This window comes from Acidilutibacter cellobiosedens (assembly GCF_004103715.1).
GTDB classification, from domain to species: domain Bacteria; phylum Bacillota; class Clostridia; order Tissierellales; family Acidilutibacteraceae; genus Acidilutibacter; species Acidilutibacter cellobiosedens.
Window position 1 is genome coordinate 2,223,684 of record NZ_CP035282.1, and the last position, 16,909, is coordinate 2,240,592.

Annotated in this window: 16 protein-coding genes; 3 read left to right on the plus strand and 13 right to left on the minus strand. The window is 33.9% G+C overall.

Annotated elements, in window-relative coordinates; translation table 11 throughout:
* Positions 1-68 precede the first annotated feature (68 nt).
* Together EQM13_RS10710 and EQM13_RS10715 are read right to left on the minus strand one after the other, a co-directional pair.
* Positions 69-683: a histidine phosphatase family protein gene (locus EQM13_RS10710; RefSeq protein WP_071139190.1), complete on the minus strand. Its 615-nt coding sequence runs from the start codon at positions 681-683 to the stop codon at positions 69-71.
* A gap of 110 nt (positions 684-793) precedes the next feature.
* Positions 794-2,386 (minus strand): glycosyl hydrolase family 18 protein, encoded by a 1,593-nt coding sequence (locus EQM13_RS10715; RefSeq protein ID WP_128752659.1) that lies wholly within the window; start codon positions 2,384-2,386, stop codon positions 794-796.
* A 215-nt stretch (positions 2,387-2,601) separates the two neighbouring features.
* Between EQM13_RS10715 and EQM13_RS10720 the strand changes: the two genes are divergently transcribed.
* The 3 genes from EQM13_RS10720 (at position 2,602) to EQM13_RS10730 (ending at position 5,290) form a co-directional block, all read left to right on the plus strand.
* On the plus strand, positions 2,602-3,276 hold the full coding sequence (locus tag EQM13_RS10720; protein WP_071139188.1) for a hypothetical protein: 675 nt from the start codon (positions 2,602-2,604) through the stop codon (positions 3,274-3,276).
* Complete coding sequence (locus EQM13_RS10725; RefSeq protein WP_114218860.1) at positions 3,266-4,285, plus strand: alpha/beta fold hydrolase; 1,020 nt, start codon at positions 3,266-3,268, stop codon at positions 4,283-4,285. Before EQM13_RS10720 ends, EQM13_RS10725 begins: the two co-directional genes overlap by 11 nt.
* 258 nt (positions 4,286-4,543) lie before the next feature.
* The gene (locus EQM13_RS10730; RefSeq protein WP_159429031.1) at positions 4,544-5,290 is read left to right on the plus strand and encodes an alpha/beta hydrolase fold domain-containing protein; all 747 of its coding nucleotides are present in this window, start codon (positions 4,544-4,546) and stop codon (positions 5,288-5,290) included.
* 133 nt (positions 5,291-5,423) lie between these two features.
* Here EQM13_RS10730 and EQM13_RS10735 read toward each other — a convergent pair whose 3' ends face one another.
* The 11 genes from EQM13_RS10735 to mltG form a co-directional block, all read right to left on the minus strand.
* On the minus strand, positions 5,424-6,965 hold the full coding sequence (locus EQM13_RS10735; protein WP_128752660.1) for a hypothetical protein: 1,542 nt from the start codon (positions 6,963-6,965) through the stop codon (positions 5,424-5,426).
* On the minus strand, positions 6,962-8,326 hold the full coding sequence (locus EQM13_RS10740) for a sensor histidine kinase (RefSeq protein ID WP_240662921.1): 1,365 nt from the start codon (positions 8,324-8,326) through the stop codon (positions 6,962-6,964). The genes EQM13_RS10735 and EQM13_RS10740 overlap by 4 nt, the downstream gene beginning before the upstream one ends.
* 49 nt (positions 8,327-8,375) lie before the next feature.
* A complete protein-coding gene (locus EQM13_RS10745) occupies positions 8,376-9,083 on the minus strand; it encodes a response regulator transcription factor (RefSeq protein ID WP_114218858.1) in 708 nt (235 codons plus the stop codon).
* 47 nt (positions 9,084-9,130) lie between these two features.
* A complete protein-coding gene (locus EQM13_RS10750; protein WP_128752661.1) occupies positions 9,131-10,138 on the minus strand; it encodes a polysaccharide deacetylase family protein in 1,008 nt (335 codons plus the stop codon).
* 148 nt (positions 10,139-10,286) lie between these two features.
* On the minus strand, positions 10,287-10,454 hold the full coding sequence (locus EQM13_RS10755; RefSeq protein ID WP_083381776.1) for an aspartyl-phosphate phosphatase Spo0E family protein: 168 nt from the start codon (positions 10,452-10,454) through the stop codon (positions 10,287-10,289).
* A 283-nt stretch (positions 10,455-10,737) separates the two neighbouring features.
* The gene (gene sigK, locus EQM13_RS10760; protein WP_128752662.1) at positions 10,738-11,448 is read right to left on the minus strand and encodes an RNA polymerase sporulation sigma factor SigK; all 711 of its coding nucleotides are present in this window, start codon (positions 11,446-11,448) and stop codon (positions 10,738-10,740) included.
* 64 nt (positions 11,449-11,512) lie between these two features.
* A complete protein-coding gene (locus tag EQM13_RS10765; RefSeq protein ID WP_128752663.1) occupies positions 11,513-13,168 on the minus strand; it encodes a peptidoglycan D,D-transpeptidase FtsI family protein in 1,656 nt (551 codons plus the stop codon).
* Positions 13,169-13,228: 60 nt separating this feature from the next.
* A complete protein-coding gene (gene udk / locus EQM13_RS10770; RefSeq protein ID WP_128752664.1) occupies positions 13,229-13,849 on the minus strand; it encodes a uridine kinase in 621 nt (206 codons plus the stop codon).
* Positions 13,842-15,083, minus strand: coding sequence for a peptidase U32 family protein (locus EQM13_RS10775; RefSeq protein WP_128752665.1), 1,242 nt, complete (start codon positions 15,081-15,083; stop codon positions 13,842-13,844). Before EQM13_RS10775 ends, udk begins: the two co-directional genes overlap by 8 nt.
* Before the next feature lie 39 nt (positions 15,084-15,122).
* Complete coding sequence (locus tag EQM13_RS10780; RefSeq protein WP_128752666.1) at positions 15,123-15,767, minus strand: O-methyltransferase; 645 nt, start codon at positions 15,765-15,767, stop codon at positions 15,123-15,125.
* Between the two features lie 63 nt (positions 15,768-15,830).
* Complete coding sequence (mltG, locus tag EQM13_RS10785) at positions 15,831-16,886, minus strand: endolytic transglycosylase MltG (protein ID WP_206172683.1); 1,056 nt, start codon at positions 16,884-16,886, stop codon at positions 15,831-15,833.
* Between the last annotated feature and the right edge of the window lie 23 nt (positions 16,887-16,909).

The following is a 16,909-nucleotide window of genomic DNA, read 5'->3' on the forward strand; positions in this document are numbered from 1 at the left end:
TACAAAAATAAAAATCGCCTTATTCCTGATAAACCAAGGACAAGGCGCATTAAAATTTTATATGTTTTTTATACATTTTCCTTTAAGTGAGAGATGTCTCCGTAGAGAATTATCTTTGAATTCTTTCCGTCAGTCTCGATTAAAGTCATGCTTGTATTTCTTATGGGAGGAATGTCCCAGATTTTATCTATGGGAAGATTCTCAAAATACAGCATAATAGACCTTAAAGCCACAGCATGGCTGACAATCAAAACATTTCCGGATTTATAATCCGATATTATTCTGTTTATAGCGGATACTGTCCTTTTTTGAAGCTGGAGAAAAGTTTCTCCCCCGTTTTCGGCTTTATATAGAGCCGGATTTCTTTTATATTCAATAAATTCTTCCGAATCCCTGATATTCTTCAAAAATTCTCCGTCCCAACTTCCGTAACCCAATTCCCTCAAATCGGGTTCCTCTTTTATTTCTACATTTCTGTCCCGAAGTATGAGTCTGGTTGTGTCTATGGCCCTTTTTGTAGGGCTTGAAAATGCTATATCAAAATCCGTATTCCTTAATCTTTCCCCCAAGAGAACAGCACTGTCTATACCTTCCTGTGTAAGATCCGAATTCCCCCAGCCCTGAATTCTGCCGATGATATTCCATTCCGTTTGTCCGTGTCTTACCAAATATAATTTAGTCATATAAATTCTCCTCACCATATATTATTTCAATAATTAATCCCTAAAAAACAACAAAATGAAACTCCGGTTAAAACCGTTATAACCGGAATTTCAGATTTTTTATATATCTTCTATTTTCCCTCTGCATTCAAAATTTCATTCCATATGTTAAGATTTATCCCTTCATCTTCATAATCGGGAATGGTACCTAACCTCCATAAGGATATTCCGTTAACTCCAAAAAGCTTTGCCATATTTATTTTATCCGTTACGCTGTTTTCATTTTCATACCATACTATATTATCCGTTTCATCTTCGGAATTATGGTACTTCAGATAAGCATTCCCGAAAACGTACTGTTTTTCTACAGAACTGTCTTCCGCCATTCTTTTTCTGATCAATTCATAGCCGGGGTGATATGGAATGTCATTCATAATCTTCCCGTCCTTAATCTTCCACTGAACCGAGTCAAATGATATTTGCAGAAGTATTTTATTCTTATCACGAACTCCCGTATTTTCATCTGTGATTTCTTTTAATCCGTAATATATATCATCCATAGGTGTCAAAGGTGTATTGGAATAAAAACTGTCCCTTTCATTTTCCTTTAAGCTTTTCGGATAATAATCATGAGCCATGAGAATTACCTTATCCGCCACTTCTCCTATATATCTATAGTCATAAGCATCATAATACGCTAAAGGAGGCTTCATTTTAGGAGGTACCGTTACATAAAGGCTCTTGTTGTATTTATTCAGCTCTGCCTTTAGCTCCGATAAGAAGGTATTGAATCCGGATTTTAATTCTTCTCCTTTCATATTTTCAAAATCTATTACCACTCCGCCAAAGGAAGTTTCTATCTTCTTTACGATTTGATCTATAGCTTTTTTTCTCCCCTCATCCTTTGTCAACACATACTTCAATGTATTCTGATCATTTGAAAACACCGTAAGTTGGTTTAAAACCTTATTATCCTTTGCGATACTTAGAGGTTCCGAAAATCCTTCAGGAAATCCGAAGGAATTATTTTCATCTCTGGTTGTATTTAACACAACTTTATTTTGCGATTCGTCCCCTTCCAATCTGCTCCATCCAAATCCCACGGAATTCAAATCTTTTATCATATCCTTCTGGGAATAAGAATCTATAGCATAAAAACCGTTTAAATAGCTTACAGGCTTGGAAATTTTCTCATATATTCTGCCTAATACTGTGGCTCCCTCTTCTCTCGATACTGCCCTGTCCGGATTAAATTTATTGTTGCTTCCGGTCATCAGATTCAAATCTTTTACAACGGATATGTATCCAAAATCATCTTTTACATCATCATAGGGAAGAAACTTTTTAACCGATTCAATATCGGACTCAAAAGCTAAACCGTCTAATTGAAGTTCCCTTACGATTATTTCGGCCATTTCTTTTCTTGTAAGGGCAGCTTTGTCCTCCTCGGGAGTTAAAACTATATTCTGATTCATATTAATGACTTTCTGAATCCATGTGATAAATTCTCCCTTTGTCAAAGACTTTCCCATTCCGAAATTTTCTTCATCTATTCCCTTGATTATATTCAGATCCTTAAGCTCATAGATATATTTTTCCGCCCAGTGGCCTTTAGGCACATCTTTAAAATAATTTTCTTCCGTATCCGCGAAGGTTGTCCCTCCTGCCGATAAAAGAGCAAAGATAAGTACTGCGGATATTACTTTTAATAATGCTTTTCTCATAGATTCTCCCCCTTGTAGATTTAATTTTACTTTTATTATATCATATTATTCTATTTAAAATAAAGACCATAATATAGTATAATATTTATAAAGGGACTTATGTTGAAGCATTAACACGTTAAAAAGCCTTTTGAAAAATATCATTTAACGAAAAATTTACATTAAGATAAATCAGAATTTTTCTATGGGGTATAATAAATTTTAGGAGGCATTCGATGAAAAAATTCATAAAAAAAACTATCTCTTTCTTTTTGATAGGAATTATGGCATTATCCTTATCCGCATGTGGCCAAGAGGAAATGGAGATATCGGATTCTGAAGCGGAAGAAGGGTATGTAGGGTTTAAGGATTTGGGATTTAAATTTAAAATGGGCGATACCTGGAAAGAAAAAGAGGATAACATAGTGCTATTCGGTTTGGGAAATCCTGATGATGAGAATGAACCCATGCTCGGGGGAATAGTATACGGATATATATCAAACGATTTAATAGACCAATATTACGATGCTGTTGAAAATATAAAAGATGAAGACAAATTAAACGATAAAAAGGGAGAAATCTTTTCTCATGTCAGAAACATATTTGCAATATCCGTATTCAAAAAAAATGTGACCCCTAAAAATGATGAAGTGGCGGAATTAACAACCCTTAAAAATAACGTTAAAATCAATGAAAAATCCGGATATACTTTTTATTTTTCTTACGAGGATTTTGACGACTCCGGCTTATCTGAAGAAGACAAAAAAGAATATAAGGCATTATATGATGACATAAAAAATATTCAAAAATCCATTACTACCTATAAACCGGTAGCTACCGAAAAAGCTGCTAATTCCATTGAAAATTCTGACTTTGCAGGCGGTGGAGAAAGGAAATATTATGAAAATTGATTTTACTTATACAAAGAAAGATATCGACTATGTTTCGGGATATATATTTAAAGGAAAAAGCTACAGATGCAGCTATATAAGATACAAATCCCTCTACAGAAATCCCGCGCCGGGAACCGAAAATGTTGAAATCTATAATTTTGAACCGAAGAAAGACCCGAGAGCATCTACTGTTATTCTCCATGGTCTTGGAAGCAGGAATATCAAATTTTTATTATGGATTGGTCCTCACCTTGCATCTGCGGGAGTTAATACCTCTATAATCATTCTTCCGGGAAATTATACCCGAGTGGAAAACAATTCTGTAAGCGGAAGGAGCTATCTGTATCCTGACATAGACATCATGTACCAATTTTGGGAACACGGAGTTGTCGATGTCTTAAGTACTATAGATCTTCTTTCCCAAAAAAATTTATGGAAGGAAAACAATGTTGTAATGGGATACTGTTTGGGCGGAATGATAGGAACGATTGCGGGTGCTTTAGACGAAAGAATTAATCACAAACTGTTCATAACGACAGGAGGTTATCTTCCGAAAATAATCCATAAATCCCCGGCTACTGCTTTTGCAAGAGCTTTATTAAATAATGGATATAAGGATCCTTATTATTTAAATGACGAGGAAAGATTATACAAAATATATAAGGATGAATTTCCCTCAGTGAAAAAAATGTCCTTTTCGGAAATAGTGAAAGATGAAAATATTCATCCTTTATTTAAAATAGATCCAATATCCTATGCTCATTTATTGGATATGTCAACGGTCACTTTCATTGATGCGCTGTTTGATACTACCTTGCCGTTAAAATCACGGAGAGTTCTTTATAATGAAATGGAAGGAGCAAAACGAAAAATGCTTCCCATCAACCATAATATTTGGCTTCCCTTCGAATTTGTATTGGCAAGATATATTCTCCACAAATTAAACGTTTATGACAGAAGCGCGAGAAAAGCACTCTTCAGACCGGAAAGAGTGGAAAATCCCCTAACCGGAATGCATATAAAATAATTTTTAATACGGGAGAATAAAATGGAAAAATTTAAAAAAAGTATCAAAAAATCTTATTTCTATGTCAATAAGCTCTATATCTTTATAACGTTTGTTCTCTTAGTTTCTATCGATTTTTCTTTGGGCTTTTATTATTTCCTTCTATCCGTCTTCATGTTTTGTTTAAGGATTTTAAATGCTCATATTCCCATAATGCCTAAAAAACCTATTTATTATGTCACTTATACTTATAAGCAAACCGGGAGACGTCATTTAAAAATGGATATATGGTATCCCCAAAATTTTGGAGAAACAAAATACCCCTTGGTTTTTTTCTGTCACGGCGGCGGGTGGATATCGGGATTCAGAAATCAAAAAAATAATGTTTCATGGTGTAAGTACCTTGCGTCAAATGGCCTATGCGTATCGTCAATCGACTACCGATACGGGCTTAAAAGCAGCATGAATGATATATTGTTTGACTATACGGATGCTTTGGACTTTATAAAATATAACAGCGAAAAATTAAAAGTAGACAAAGAAAAAATTGTTTTGATGGGATTATCCGCTGGAGGGCATCTCTCATTATTATATTCAGCTTATAATTCCTATAGGAAAGATAAAGAAAAAATGGAAGGAATAAAGGGAGTCGTTGCATATTATTCTCCCTCTGATCTAAAGGATATATTTACTCCTGAAAATAAGTCATTATTTGCCAGATTTTCAACTAAGAAAACCTTAAAAGTAGACCCTAAGAGCAAAAATGAAATACTTGATTCTTATTCTCCTATCAATTGGGTAAGTTCAAATATGATTCCCTGTTTTTTAGCTCATGGAAAGGAAGATGATACGGTACCATATTCATCTTCCCAAAAATTTTATGATAAATTAAAGGAAAACGGCATAAATTGCTATTTCCTTACTCACGACAAAGGAGGGCACTCCTTTGATTCAACGTTTAAAGACGACCAAACCGTTTATATCCTTAATGAAACCTTAAATTTCATAAAATCTCTTTTCTTATAACCCATAGGGAAATCAAGATTTCATTAATATAAATTTCCCGTTAAATGGGTTTCAAGAAAAGCTTCCTTAATATAATATTTCAATAGAAGCTTTTCTTATAACCCATAGGGAAATCAAGCTTTTCTTATAAGTCTTATTCTTCGTTTATTTCTTGCCCTCCGTTTTTTAAAAACTCTTCTTCCCAGGTATAAACATATTTTCCCGTTGCCCATTCTGCCATCACTACCTGCTCTTCGGATTTTAATTTTACCTTTTTTAAGGGTTCTCCGAACAGCTCTCCGTCTCTTATCTCATATACCAAAAGATTGCCGGGAACTACTATTACAGCAATATCTTTATTAGGGGAAGTATAACCGTCTACAGCTTCCGGAACTTTTAACTTTATTCCGCTCCAAGGCACCGAAAGCTCATCATATGTTATAAGCTCCTGAGGAGTAACCGTTTTTATGTTAAAGTCTCCGTAATGATCCTGATTATTCTCGGAAATATTTATCCTGCCCTTCATTATCCAATGCCCGCTTCTCCTGGATAGCCCAAAACTTTCCTCATTAGGAACGATACCGATAAAATTATTTTTATGTTCAAAATTTTGGGCCGAGTACTTGGATGCGGCTTCCAAGAAGGCATTCTTCCCCGTTTCTCCGGCAATATCCGAAATTTTTATCGGATTGCTGTTTTCAATATTATCTATCGGGAGAACCTGGAGCAGATGTTTCCCGTTAATGATTTTCTCAATGGATATATAGTTATTTCCGACGGCCAAAATATTTTTTAATGATTTTTCCTTTGCCGGTTCTTCAAGCTTTTTTCTCATGATGATATTTATTGTCGCATTTTTTTCATCATAATCCTCTTTGTTCTTAGAAGAATTTTTACTTATCTCCTTATTATAAGGCTTTGCATATAATTCATCAAAAGTTACATTGTCTTCGGTTTTTCTGTTCACTCCTACCTCCCAGAATCCGGTTTTTCTCGGAACAAACAAGTTGCTTCCCCGACAGGCATAGACCATAGATTTATTATAACTTCTTATCCATACCGTTTTATATGCCCAATGTTCCGATCCGTTATCATCATATTCTGGATACTTAAGCCCTATTAAAACTCCTGATTGGGGCGATTCTGTACCCTCGTCATTCATAATCTTCGCGCTTTGACTTTTTTCCGACAGGTATTCTTTTACATTCTGAGTATTTACATCCTCATCAAGCTTTTTTAAATAATAAAAAACTCCATCTATATTAACTACTATTTCATTATCATTGATTTTAATAAATTCATAAAAAAATTGTTCTTTGCTTATTATACTTACTATTTGTATTTTTTTACTGCTTATACCTAAATATTCCGGACTCACCTTATACTGATATAAAAGATAATCCGTACTGTTCACATTTTTTATTTTATAGGAAGGCTCCAAGGATAAATTATTTCCGATGCCTGCAACACTGCTATGAAAAATTGCTTTCTCTCCTATCATTGACTTCGCCTGTGCTTCCCATCCCCCCTTAGCATTCCCGTTTTTATAGCTTTCAATTTCCCATTTTCCCATGAGAGGTACGGTATTGTTTCTGGGTGCACTGATTTTTTCACTTGTTTCAATATTGTTTAGATTACATGAAGTAGTTTCTATTGTCAAAAGGAGCAATATCAAAATAATAATTACTTTTTTCATCGAGTCGATTCCTCCCTTAAAGGCAACCTGACAGATACTTTTGTTCCCACACCCTGCACGCTTTCAATACTCATAGTTCCCCCATGAAGCTTAACGATTTCATCACATATTGATAATCCCAGTCCGCTGTTAGATTTACTGTTTTTACCTTTATAAAATTTTTCTTTGACGTAAGGCATATCTTCCTCTGAAATTCCGCAACCCGTATCTTCAACGGAAAAATTTATAAAGGAACCTTCACTTTTGGCACTTAATTTTATTGTTCCTCCATCCGGAGTAAATTTGAAGGAATTATCTAACAGATTAATAAGGACTTGTTTAATCCTATCTTCATCGGCTATTATTCTCGGCATTTCCTCTTCACAATCAAGTTCAAATTTGATTAATCTCCCTTTGGACCTAGGCATTATCTGCTTCCCTATCTGTTTAATAGTATATCCCAAATCCATTTCTTCTTTGCTTAATGTAATTCTTCCCGAGGCAAACCTCGAAAAATCCAATAATTCTTCCACCATAGAAGATAATCTTTCGCTCTCCCTTTCAATAATCTCCAACCCGTCCTTAATCATATCGGCGTTTTTAATGTCTTCGGATTTTAATGTAATTGCCCATCCCTTAATAGAAGTCAGCGGAGTTCTCAGCTCATGAGATATTGATGATATAAAATCATTTTTGAGCTGTTCCTTTTTAACTAATTCTTCAGCCATATAATTTAGAGTATCTGAAAGTTTGCCTATTTCATCATCGTATCTTTTTTTACTTCTTATATTTAATTGGCTGTTAGCCATCTTTTCGGCTACCTTAGTCACTTCCCTTAAAGGCCTGACTATAGTGTTTGACAAAAACACACTTACAAGTCCCGATATAGATACTACGATAAGCCCAATCCATATAAGAATTATTGATATCTTGTTAATCGTCTTGTCTGTCTCTCTTAATGAAGATACAAATCTGATAACTCCAATCACTTTATTATCCATTCTAAGAGGGTAAGAAACAGACATGACAGGCTCATCATCATAGGAAACTTCTCCTGTCCATACTCCTTTCTCCCCTTTTAATGCTTCTACTACATCCTGAGTATTAATTTTATTTAAATCCGATACCCCTATAGAATCCATCAATATATTTCTATTCATATCTATTACCTGAACCTGTGCAGTAGTCTGCTGCCAAAAAACATCTACATCATCCATGATTATATCTTCCAATGAATAAGAAGAAAAATATTTGGAATAGAATTCAGCGGAAAACTGTATTTGGTTAGACAATATGTCCTCTATACTTTTATAATAATACTGCTTGACAGCATTTATCAAAAAAAATTCCAATATAAATACTGAAATAATAATTACAAGCATAAAATTTCCTACCAGCCTAGCTTTTATACTCCTCATTTTCTACAGCCTTTCACTTTTTATTTATAGCCCATCTATATCCTACGCCCCAAACCGTATCTATAATTTGGGGGTCACTAGGATCATCCTCCAACTTTGCCCTGAGTCTTCTTATATTTACATCTACGATTTTAGTATCTCCTACAAAGTCATAACCCCAAACTATATTCAATATTTCGTCTCTGCTAAATGCCTTGCCGGAATTTTCCATAAATAATTTAATGATGGAATATTCCGTCGGAGTAAGTTCTATCTCCCGGCCGTCTTTATAGAACTTCCTGGCATAAGAATCTATTTTAAAGGGACCATCAGATTCCACACCTGATTTATCATGTAAATGAAATTCCATTCTCCTAACTAAGGATTTAACTCTGAGAACCAATTCAATCGGATTAAAGGGTTTAGCCATATAATCATCCGTGCCATACTCAAGACCCGTAATTTTATCAATATCTTGACTTTTAGCAGTAAGCATTATTATTCCAATTTGGGCACATTCTTTCCTTAATATTTTACAAACTTCATATCCGTCAATTCCCGGAAGCATGATATCCAGAATCACCACATTAACATTTTCTTTCCTGACAATTTCTATTCCCTCTTCTCCGGAGCCTGCTTCAAAAACAGTAAAATTATTTCTTTCCAAATTAATTCTTATAAACTTTCTAATGGAATCTTCATCTTCAATTATTAAAATATTATTTTTTCTTTCTTTATTCACATTCCCACCTCTTAATCCTCCATTTATCTTTCTCTTTTATAATACCCCTATTTAATCTGTTCAAATTTATAACCTTGTTCAGTCAAATAATCTAAAATTGAAGGCAATGCTTCTAAAGTGGTCTTTTTCGTACCTAAATCATGCATAAGAACTATTATTTTCTTTTTATTTTTTGAAGTTTTTTTCAAATTTTCAAGAAGTTTTTCAACAGGAACATCATTCCCTGAGGCATCACCTACACTTACATTCCAATCATAGTATTTATAGCCTTCCTTTTCAGCAACTTCTCTGAAGAATTTTTTCTTCTCTCCAAAAGAACCTCCCGGGAATCTAATAATATTAGTATTAAAATTTTCTCCCAGTATGCCTTTAAGGACATCCTCGTTTTGTTTTAACTCTCCTAAAAATCCATCTCTGTCTTTATATATTTTATCATATTTATGAGAATAAGTGTGATTTCCTATAGTATGTCCTTCTTCATAAATTCTTTTAACAATATCGGGATGTTTCTCTGCATTATATCCGACTAAAAAGAAAGTGGCTTTTATATCCCTCTCTTTAAGCAGATCAAGAACCTTTGGGGTAATATTGGAAGAAGGTCCGTCATCAAAGGTCAGATATGCTATTTTATTTTCTTCCGATGGGTCTGAGACGGAACATTTTTCATCATCTTTAGTATCTTCACCTGTATTTACATCCGTATTTTTATTTTTATTGGTATTTACATTTGTATTTACTTTATCAGAAGGTTTTTCCTCTGGTTTTGTTGTTTCTTTGGATACCGGTACATTTTTTTCCGGAACAGTCTCTTTTTCATTACTTTTATCAATGACCCTTTTTTCTGGAACCGGCATATCCTTTTCCGGATGATCTTCTTTTACTGTTGTATCCGTATTATTCAAATTATTTGCTTCCGCCGACAATATCTTTTTATTTTCCATTCCGTATTTACTAAAAGAACCAGCGAAAATCAATGCTAAAATTATAATGACACCTAAACAAATCTTTCTCTTACGTCTCGCTAACGCTCTGGAATTACCTATTGTCCCCTTCATTTTTTGTCACCTCATGTTTTATTTTGTATCTAAAACTATAATATTACTTTTATACCCTATTAGAGGTTACAATTAAGTAAACTTAAGGTTACAATTAGGTTACAAAATACAACAGGTTAAATCTTAACGGTCAGTTATCCGAAAACAATTATTTTTTATTGTAATACTGGCAAAGAAGTTTGTCAAGAACTTGACTTAATCTTACAATCTCTTCGTCACTTAAGTCATATCCTTTTTCGTTTATTAAATCATAAAGTTTAAGTCTGACATTTTCTATTTTTCTCAAAAGGGACATTGCTTCACCTCTCTTGTCCAAAATTCATCCCTCTCTTTTCTACGAAATTTGATTTAACCTGTTGTATTATTGAAATTTTATAACATAAATTGAATAATTGGGATAAATAAATAAAAATTTGTTATAAAAAAGTTTTTATTAAGATATTAATATATTAAGGAAACTTTTTTATAATAAATTCAACAGAAGATATAAACCCAGGTTATAAAAAAAATGCCCTTATAATATTGGGCATGTCTTATCTTTTATGAAAAAAAGGTATCTCCAGCTACTAAAAAGTAGTTTTTGAACATCGCCTTTCTAATCAATAGCAACCATCACCGTTTAATGATTTATTTAATTTTTTTATAGCTCGTTTTTCAATTCTTGATACATAAGATCGTGAAATCCCCAGCATATCGGCAATTTCCCTCTGTGTCTTACATTCTCCGTCGACAAGTCCGTATCTTAGCTCAACAATAACTTTCTCCCTATCCTTCAATACTTTATTTATTTTGGAATACAATTTCTTTACTTGTAATTTCAAATCCACTTGATCTATTATGTCATCTACGTCCGTTCCCAATATATCCATAAGTGAAATTTCATTGCCTTCCTTATCTATTCCTATAGGTTCCTGAAGAGATACTTCCACTTTAACTTTCTTATTTGAACGTATAGTCATTAATATTTCATTGTCTATACATTTTGCGGCATAAGTTGCCAATCTTGTGCCTTTATCCCTGTTAAAAGTAGTAATCGCTTTTATAAGTCCTATTGTCCCTATAGATATTAAATCATCCGAATCTTTTCCTGTATTGGCATATTTCTTTACTATGTGAGCTACCAATCTTAAATTTCTTTCTATAAGAATATTTCTGGCTTCTTCGTTTCCTTCTGCAAATAATTCTAAATATTTTTCTTCCTCTTCATTAGTCAGTGGTTTCGGAAAGGAATTTGCACTTGATATATATCCTACAAATATGAAAAAGGGTTTAATCAACCCTAACAATTCCAATATAACCAATGCCTCCATCAGAAAACACCTCCCCTTTCCCCATATTAAAATATATGAAAAAAAGGAAGCACTTGTGCAAGTCCTATCTGTTAATTTCCTGTATTTTTCGTACTATTTTTTCAAAAATGGGCACTGCCGAACTTGAGCCGGAATGACCTTCTTCTACAAGTATGGTGACTGTATACTTCGGATTTTCCCTTGGAAAATAACCGACAAACCATCCATGAATGGTAGGCTGCTTGTTGAGTATCGCCTGAGCAGAACCGGTTTTCCCTCCCGCTCCCCCTATATCCTCCAAATTTACTTTTTTAGCTGTTCCCGATATTACAACCTCATTTAAATAATCCCTTACAATCTCACAATATTTCTGTTCTATAATTCGTACGTCGTCTTCTCTGTTGAATTTCTTCACCGAATAGCCATCTTCCGTAACTATCTCGTCTACAATAGACAAACTTTTTTTTATACCGTTATTTGCTACTATCGTAATCATATTGGCTATCTGTAAAGGCGTTGCTTCGATTGTCCCCTGACCAATTGATATATTACCAATGGCAGGGCCTATCAATTCTCTTCCCTCAGGTAAATTTCCCTTTACTTCTTCCATAAGTCCTATATTGATTTTCTCTCCAAAGCCTAATTTTTTTGCCATTTCTATTATCTTTTTTGCCCCTATTCTTTCCCCTATTTGAATAAAGACGGAATTACATGATTGTGCAAAAGCATTCTTAAGATTAATTTTACCATGGCCCTCTTCTTTACTACATTTAATTATCAAATCATTGATTTGCTCATATCCTCTGCAATAAAATTCTTTATTGACCAAATTCATATCCTCTTGAAGACCGGCCAACAACACAACTATTTTAAACAGGGAGCCCGGTGGATAAGAAACCTGGACAGCCTTATTAAAAAATTCCATATTCCCCTTATTTAAATATGTATCAATACTATTTTGATTAAAATTCGGCCTGCTCGCCATAGCTACAATATCTCCCGTCGATACTTCGGTAACTATAACTGCTCCGTTTACTTTATAATCATCCATAACATTTTCAACGATTTTCTGAATATGATAGTCAGCTGTCAATTTAACGGAAGAAGGTCTACCGCTATCTTGAGATTTATTGGCAGTATACCCGGCTCCGGATATAACATTTCTTTTCCCATCCAATTCAAAGTATACATCTTCCGAATCTTCCTTTTTTAAAATATCATCAAATACCTTTTCGATTCCGCTTTCTCCTTTATTTTCGCTTTCCTTTACATAACCTATAACATGGGAAAGAATTCCCTCCTCATTATATCTCAACGTTTTGTCAAGGATAAATACTTCTTTTGGAATATCCTTTTGACTGACCGACGAGGATAAAGGTACGGACATTATCTTGTTACCGCTTTTTAAAAACTTGGATAATCTTTCTTTATCTGTATCTCCAAATTTCAATACAAAATCTTCAACGTTTTTATTATTTTCTATATCATCTCTGAATACGAACACGGTCTTTATTTTATCTCTGTTAGTAAGGGGTATGAAATTCTTATCATATATCACTCCCCTGTCCGGATATATGTTTGTTTCTTCCCCTCTCTGTTTTAATGCTTCGGTACAATAATCATCATATTTAATTATCTGTACCCAATATAGTCTGAACCCTAAGACAATAAACAAGATAACAATAAAAAATGCAAAATAAAAAATTCTGTTCTTCAACAAATTTCTTCTATATCTGCTCATAAAAAAACCTCCGCAACAATTTTCTATATTTATTATTTCCAAATTGTTGCAGAGATATTATCATTTATTTATAATGGACTTTATTTTAGTTGAAATAATGTCAATAGCTACTTTGTTATATCCTCCTTCAGGAATTATAATATCTGCATATTTTTTTGTAGGTTCTACAAATTGCATATGAGCAGGTCTCACCGTTCTCATATACTGAGTTATAACGGAATCCAGGCTCCTTCCTCTTTCATTTATATCTCTCATAATTCTTCTGATAACCCTTACATCAGAATCCGTATCAACAAATATCTTTATATCTAATAAATTTCTTATTCTCTCGTCTCCTAAAATAAGTATGCCTTCAAGGATTATAATATGCTGCGGATAAACCAAAACGGTTTCTTTTTTTCTATTGTGTATTTCAAAGTCATAAATCGGTTTTCGTATAGGTTGCCCCTTTAATAAACATTTCAGATGTTCTATAAGAAGATCGTTATCGAAGGCAAAGGGATGATCATAGTTCGTCTTCATCCTTTCTTGAAAAGTCAAACTGCTTTGATCCTTATAGTAGGAATCCTGTTCGATTATTACGGCATTCTTTTCATCTAAGCTACGAAATATCTCCTTAGCAACAGTACTTTTCCCCGAGCCTGTCCCTCCCGTTATTCCAATGAGTATGGGCCTATCCAATTGAATCACTTCCCCTGTCTTTTCTGATAATATCCCATGGTTCAACTCTTTGTTTCATCTCAATTTTAACTATCTGCTCAGGATGGGGAGCCACTTCAATTTCTTCTCCGAATTCATTCCACATCTTTTCTATTCTTTGAGTCACAAAATCCTTATTAGGTCCGAAGATTTCTATTTCATCTCCTACAAACATTCTATTTCTCTGGCTCACGGTTGCTAACCGTGTTTTATCATCATAATCTAAAACCAGCCCGACAAAATCGTAATTTCTTATATAGGAACTTGAAGTATATACCTGATCCTTGCCGGAAGGTTTGTTAAAATAAAACCCCGTTGTAAAATCCCTATAGCTTGCTTTCTTTATTTCATCAAGCCATTGAGGTTTATACACATAGTTGTTCGGATCCTTTAAGTATTCGTCTAATGCCATTCTGTAAGATCTGACGACAGTAGCAACATAATATTGACTTTTCACTCTTCCTTCAATTTTAAAACTGCTGATCCCCGCTTTTACAAGCTCAGGAATATGCTCAATCATACACAAATCCTTGGAATTAAATATAAAAGTCCCCTTGTCATCCTCATAAACCGGAAAATACTGACCTTTTCTCTCCTCCTCCATTAAAAAATATTTCCACCTGCAGGGATGAGCACATCCTCCCCTGTTGGAATCCCTTCCAGCCATGTAATTGCTAAGCAAACATCTTCCCGAATAAGAAATACACATAGCCCCGTGGACAAAAGTTTCTATCTCCAGATCCTCTGGTATTCTTTTTATTATTCCCTTTATTTCATTCAAAGACAGTTCCCGGGCAAGAACTATTCTTCTAACTCCTAAATTATACCAAAACATTACCGTTTCATAATTTGTAGCACTTGCCTGAGTACTTAAATGAATAGGCATATCCTGAATTGTATTTCTAACCTTCACAAACATCCCCGGGTCCGCAACTAAAACCCCGTCAACTTTTATCTTCCGCAAATCCTTCAAATATTCTTCAATTCCTATCAGATCCTCGTCATGAGGAATAATATTTAAAGTGACATACACCTTTCTGTCCCTCTCATGGGCAAAATCAATTCCTTCTTTCATTTCCTTTAGAGTGAAATTCTTGGATGCTTTCCTTAATCCAAAGCTTTCTCCTCCCAAATATACTGCATCGGCTCCATATATTACAGCCATTTTAAGTTTCTCCAAATCTCCCGCAGGAGCCAACAATTCAGGTTTAATCAATTTTTTTCCTCCTCCCCTCTTATTTAAAATCTCATATTATCAAACTTTACAAGTTACAGCAATTCCATCACCAATAGGTATTATGGAAGAATGAAATCCTTCCAATTCGGAAATATATTTTAAATACTGTCTCATCCTTTTAACTATGGTCTTTTTCCTTCTTATTACCAATTCGTCAGTTGCTACCATTCCTTTATACAGAACGTTATCCGATACTATTATCCCGCCCTTGTTTAACAATTCAATGCAACAATTAAAAAATTCAAGATAATGGCCTTTAGCCGCATCTAAAAATATAAAATCATACTTATCTTTTAGAGAAGGCAGAATTTCCATAGCTTCTCCCTTAATTATATTTATTCTGTCTTTGAAATTGGTCTTCTCTATATTTTTTTCTGCTGCAGAAACCATATCCTCTCTTTTTTCAATAGTTGTAATATTACAGTTTTCGCCTGTAAATTCTCCCATAACAATGGAGGAATATCCTATTGCCGTTCCAACCTCAAGAATTTTAGCGGGTTTTTTTATTAACAACAACACTCTTAAAAACTGGGCAACTTCCGGCTGAACTATAGGAACATGATTTCTGTCCGCATAATCCTCCATAGATTTTAAATAATCGGATCTCTCCGGAAGTATTGATCTTATATACTCTTCTATATATTCCTCATTTATGTAATTCAAAAAAATCTCTCCTCTTATACATAAATTAATACATGGAATTATAACCATGTATTAATAATAAAATTACTTTTTAGGATTGGAATTTAAATGTTCTGCGTAAGTCCTGGAAAAAATATGCCCTCCACTGCCGTCATCCTTTGTCCTAAAAAAAAGATAATCGGTCTTTTCAGGTTCAAGAACAGCCCGTATAGATTTTAAACCGGGAGATGAAATAGGTGTGGGAGGTAGCCCCTTATGGATATAAGTATTATACACGGAATCAATTTTCAAATCATCATAACTTAATACTTCTTTCCTTTCTCCAAGAGCATATTGAATCGTAGCACAAGACTCAAGCTTCATTCCTTTATCAAGCCGATTTTTAAATACGCCTGCAATTAACGGTCTTTCACTGTCCAATTTTCCTTCTCTTTCCACTATAGACGCCAATATTATCAAATCGTTCAAATTTCGGCCTTTTAACTGATCTTTAATATCATTTTCATAAACCTCTTCAAACTTTTCAAGCATCTTTTCTATAATTTGCTCCTCTGTGGAATTAACAAATATTTCATAGGTAGCAGGAAACAAATAACCTTCTAAGCTTTGGTTTTGATTAATTTCCTTTAAAAAGGAAAATTTTCCTCTGAAATTATTAGCATCCGCGGATAACTTTAAAAATTTGTTTGCATCTGCCAAGCCTTCTTCCGATAATTTATCCGCAATTTGTCTCAATTCATACCCTTCGGGAATAGTAAAAGTAACGATATTATCATCTTTACCTCCCGTAGAAAGCTCTTCGAGAATTTCTCTCAAATTCATTCCCGTATTTAAAGTATAAGAACCTGCCTTAAGTCTTCCCTCTTTATTCTCTTTTATTGTCAAACATTCAAAGACAAGCTTACTTTTGATTAATCCGTTCTCTTTAAGAATACCTGCAATACCGTATACGTTACTTCCCCGAGGAATATCAATGGATACTTCAGTCATATTCTTCAAATTCATTGGTTCCAAACTTTTTTTATAATAAAATAAACTGCCAAATAAAAGTACTAATATCACTAAAGGTAAAATTATCAGCATCAGTTTATTTTTTTTTTCATTTTTTCCGCCACTTTTCTTATTCCTTATTTCTTCCATTGCTTAATCTCCACCTTTTTATC

Excerpts from the sequence above, each read along its gene's own strand:
- EQM13_RS10730 (WP_159429031.1), top strand. The coding sequence starts at position 4,544 with ATGGATATATGGTATCCCCAAAATTTTGGAGAAACAAAATACCCCTTG.
- EQM13_RS10750 (WP_128752661.1), bottom strand. The coding sequence starts at position 10,138 with ATGAAGGGGACAATAGGTAATTCCAGAGCGTTAGCGAGACGTAAGAGA.
- EQM13_RS10765 (WP_128752663.1), bottom strand. The coding sequence starts at position 13,168 with ATGAGCAGATATAGAAGAAATTTGTTGAAGAACAGAATTTTTTATTTT.
- EQM13_RS10710 (WP_071139190.1), bottom strand. The coding sequence starts at position 683 with ATGACTAAATTATATTTGGTAAGACACGGACAAACGGAATGGAATATC.
- sigK (WP_128752662.1), bottom strand. The coding sequence starts at position 11,448 with ATGGAGGCATTGGTTATATTGGAATTGTTAGGGTTGATTAAACCCTTT.
- EQM13_RS10725 (WP_114218860.1), top strand. The coding sequence starts at position 3,266 with ATGAAAATTGATTTTACTTATACAAAGAAAGATATCGACTATGTTTCG.
- EQM13_RS10735 (WP_128752660.1), bottom strand. The coding sequence starts at position 6,965 with ATGAAAAAAGTAATTATTATTTTGATATTGCTCCTTTTGACAATAGAA.
- mltG (WP_206172683.1), bottom strand. The coding sequence starts at position 16,886 with ATGGAAGAAATAAGGAATAAGAAAAGTGGCGGAAAAAATGAAAAAAAA.
- EQM13_RS10740 (WP_240662921.1), bottom strand. The coding sequence starts at position 8,326 with ATGCTTGTAATTATTATTTCAGTATTTATATTGGAATTTTTTTTGATA.
- EQM13_RS10720 (WP_071139188.1), top strand. The coding sequence starts at position 2,602 with ATGAAAAAATTCATAAAAAAAACTATCTCTTTCTTTTTGATAGGAATT.
- EQM13_RS10715 (WP_128752659.1), bottom strand. The coding sequence starts at position 2,386 with ATGAGAAAAGCATTATTAAAAGTAATATCCGCAGTACTTATCTTTGCT.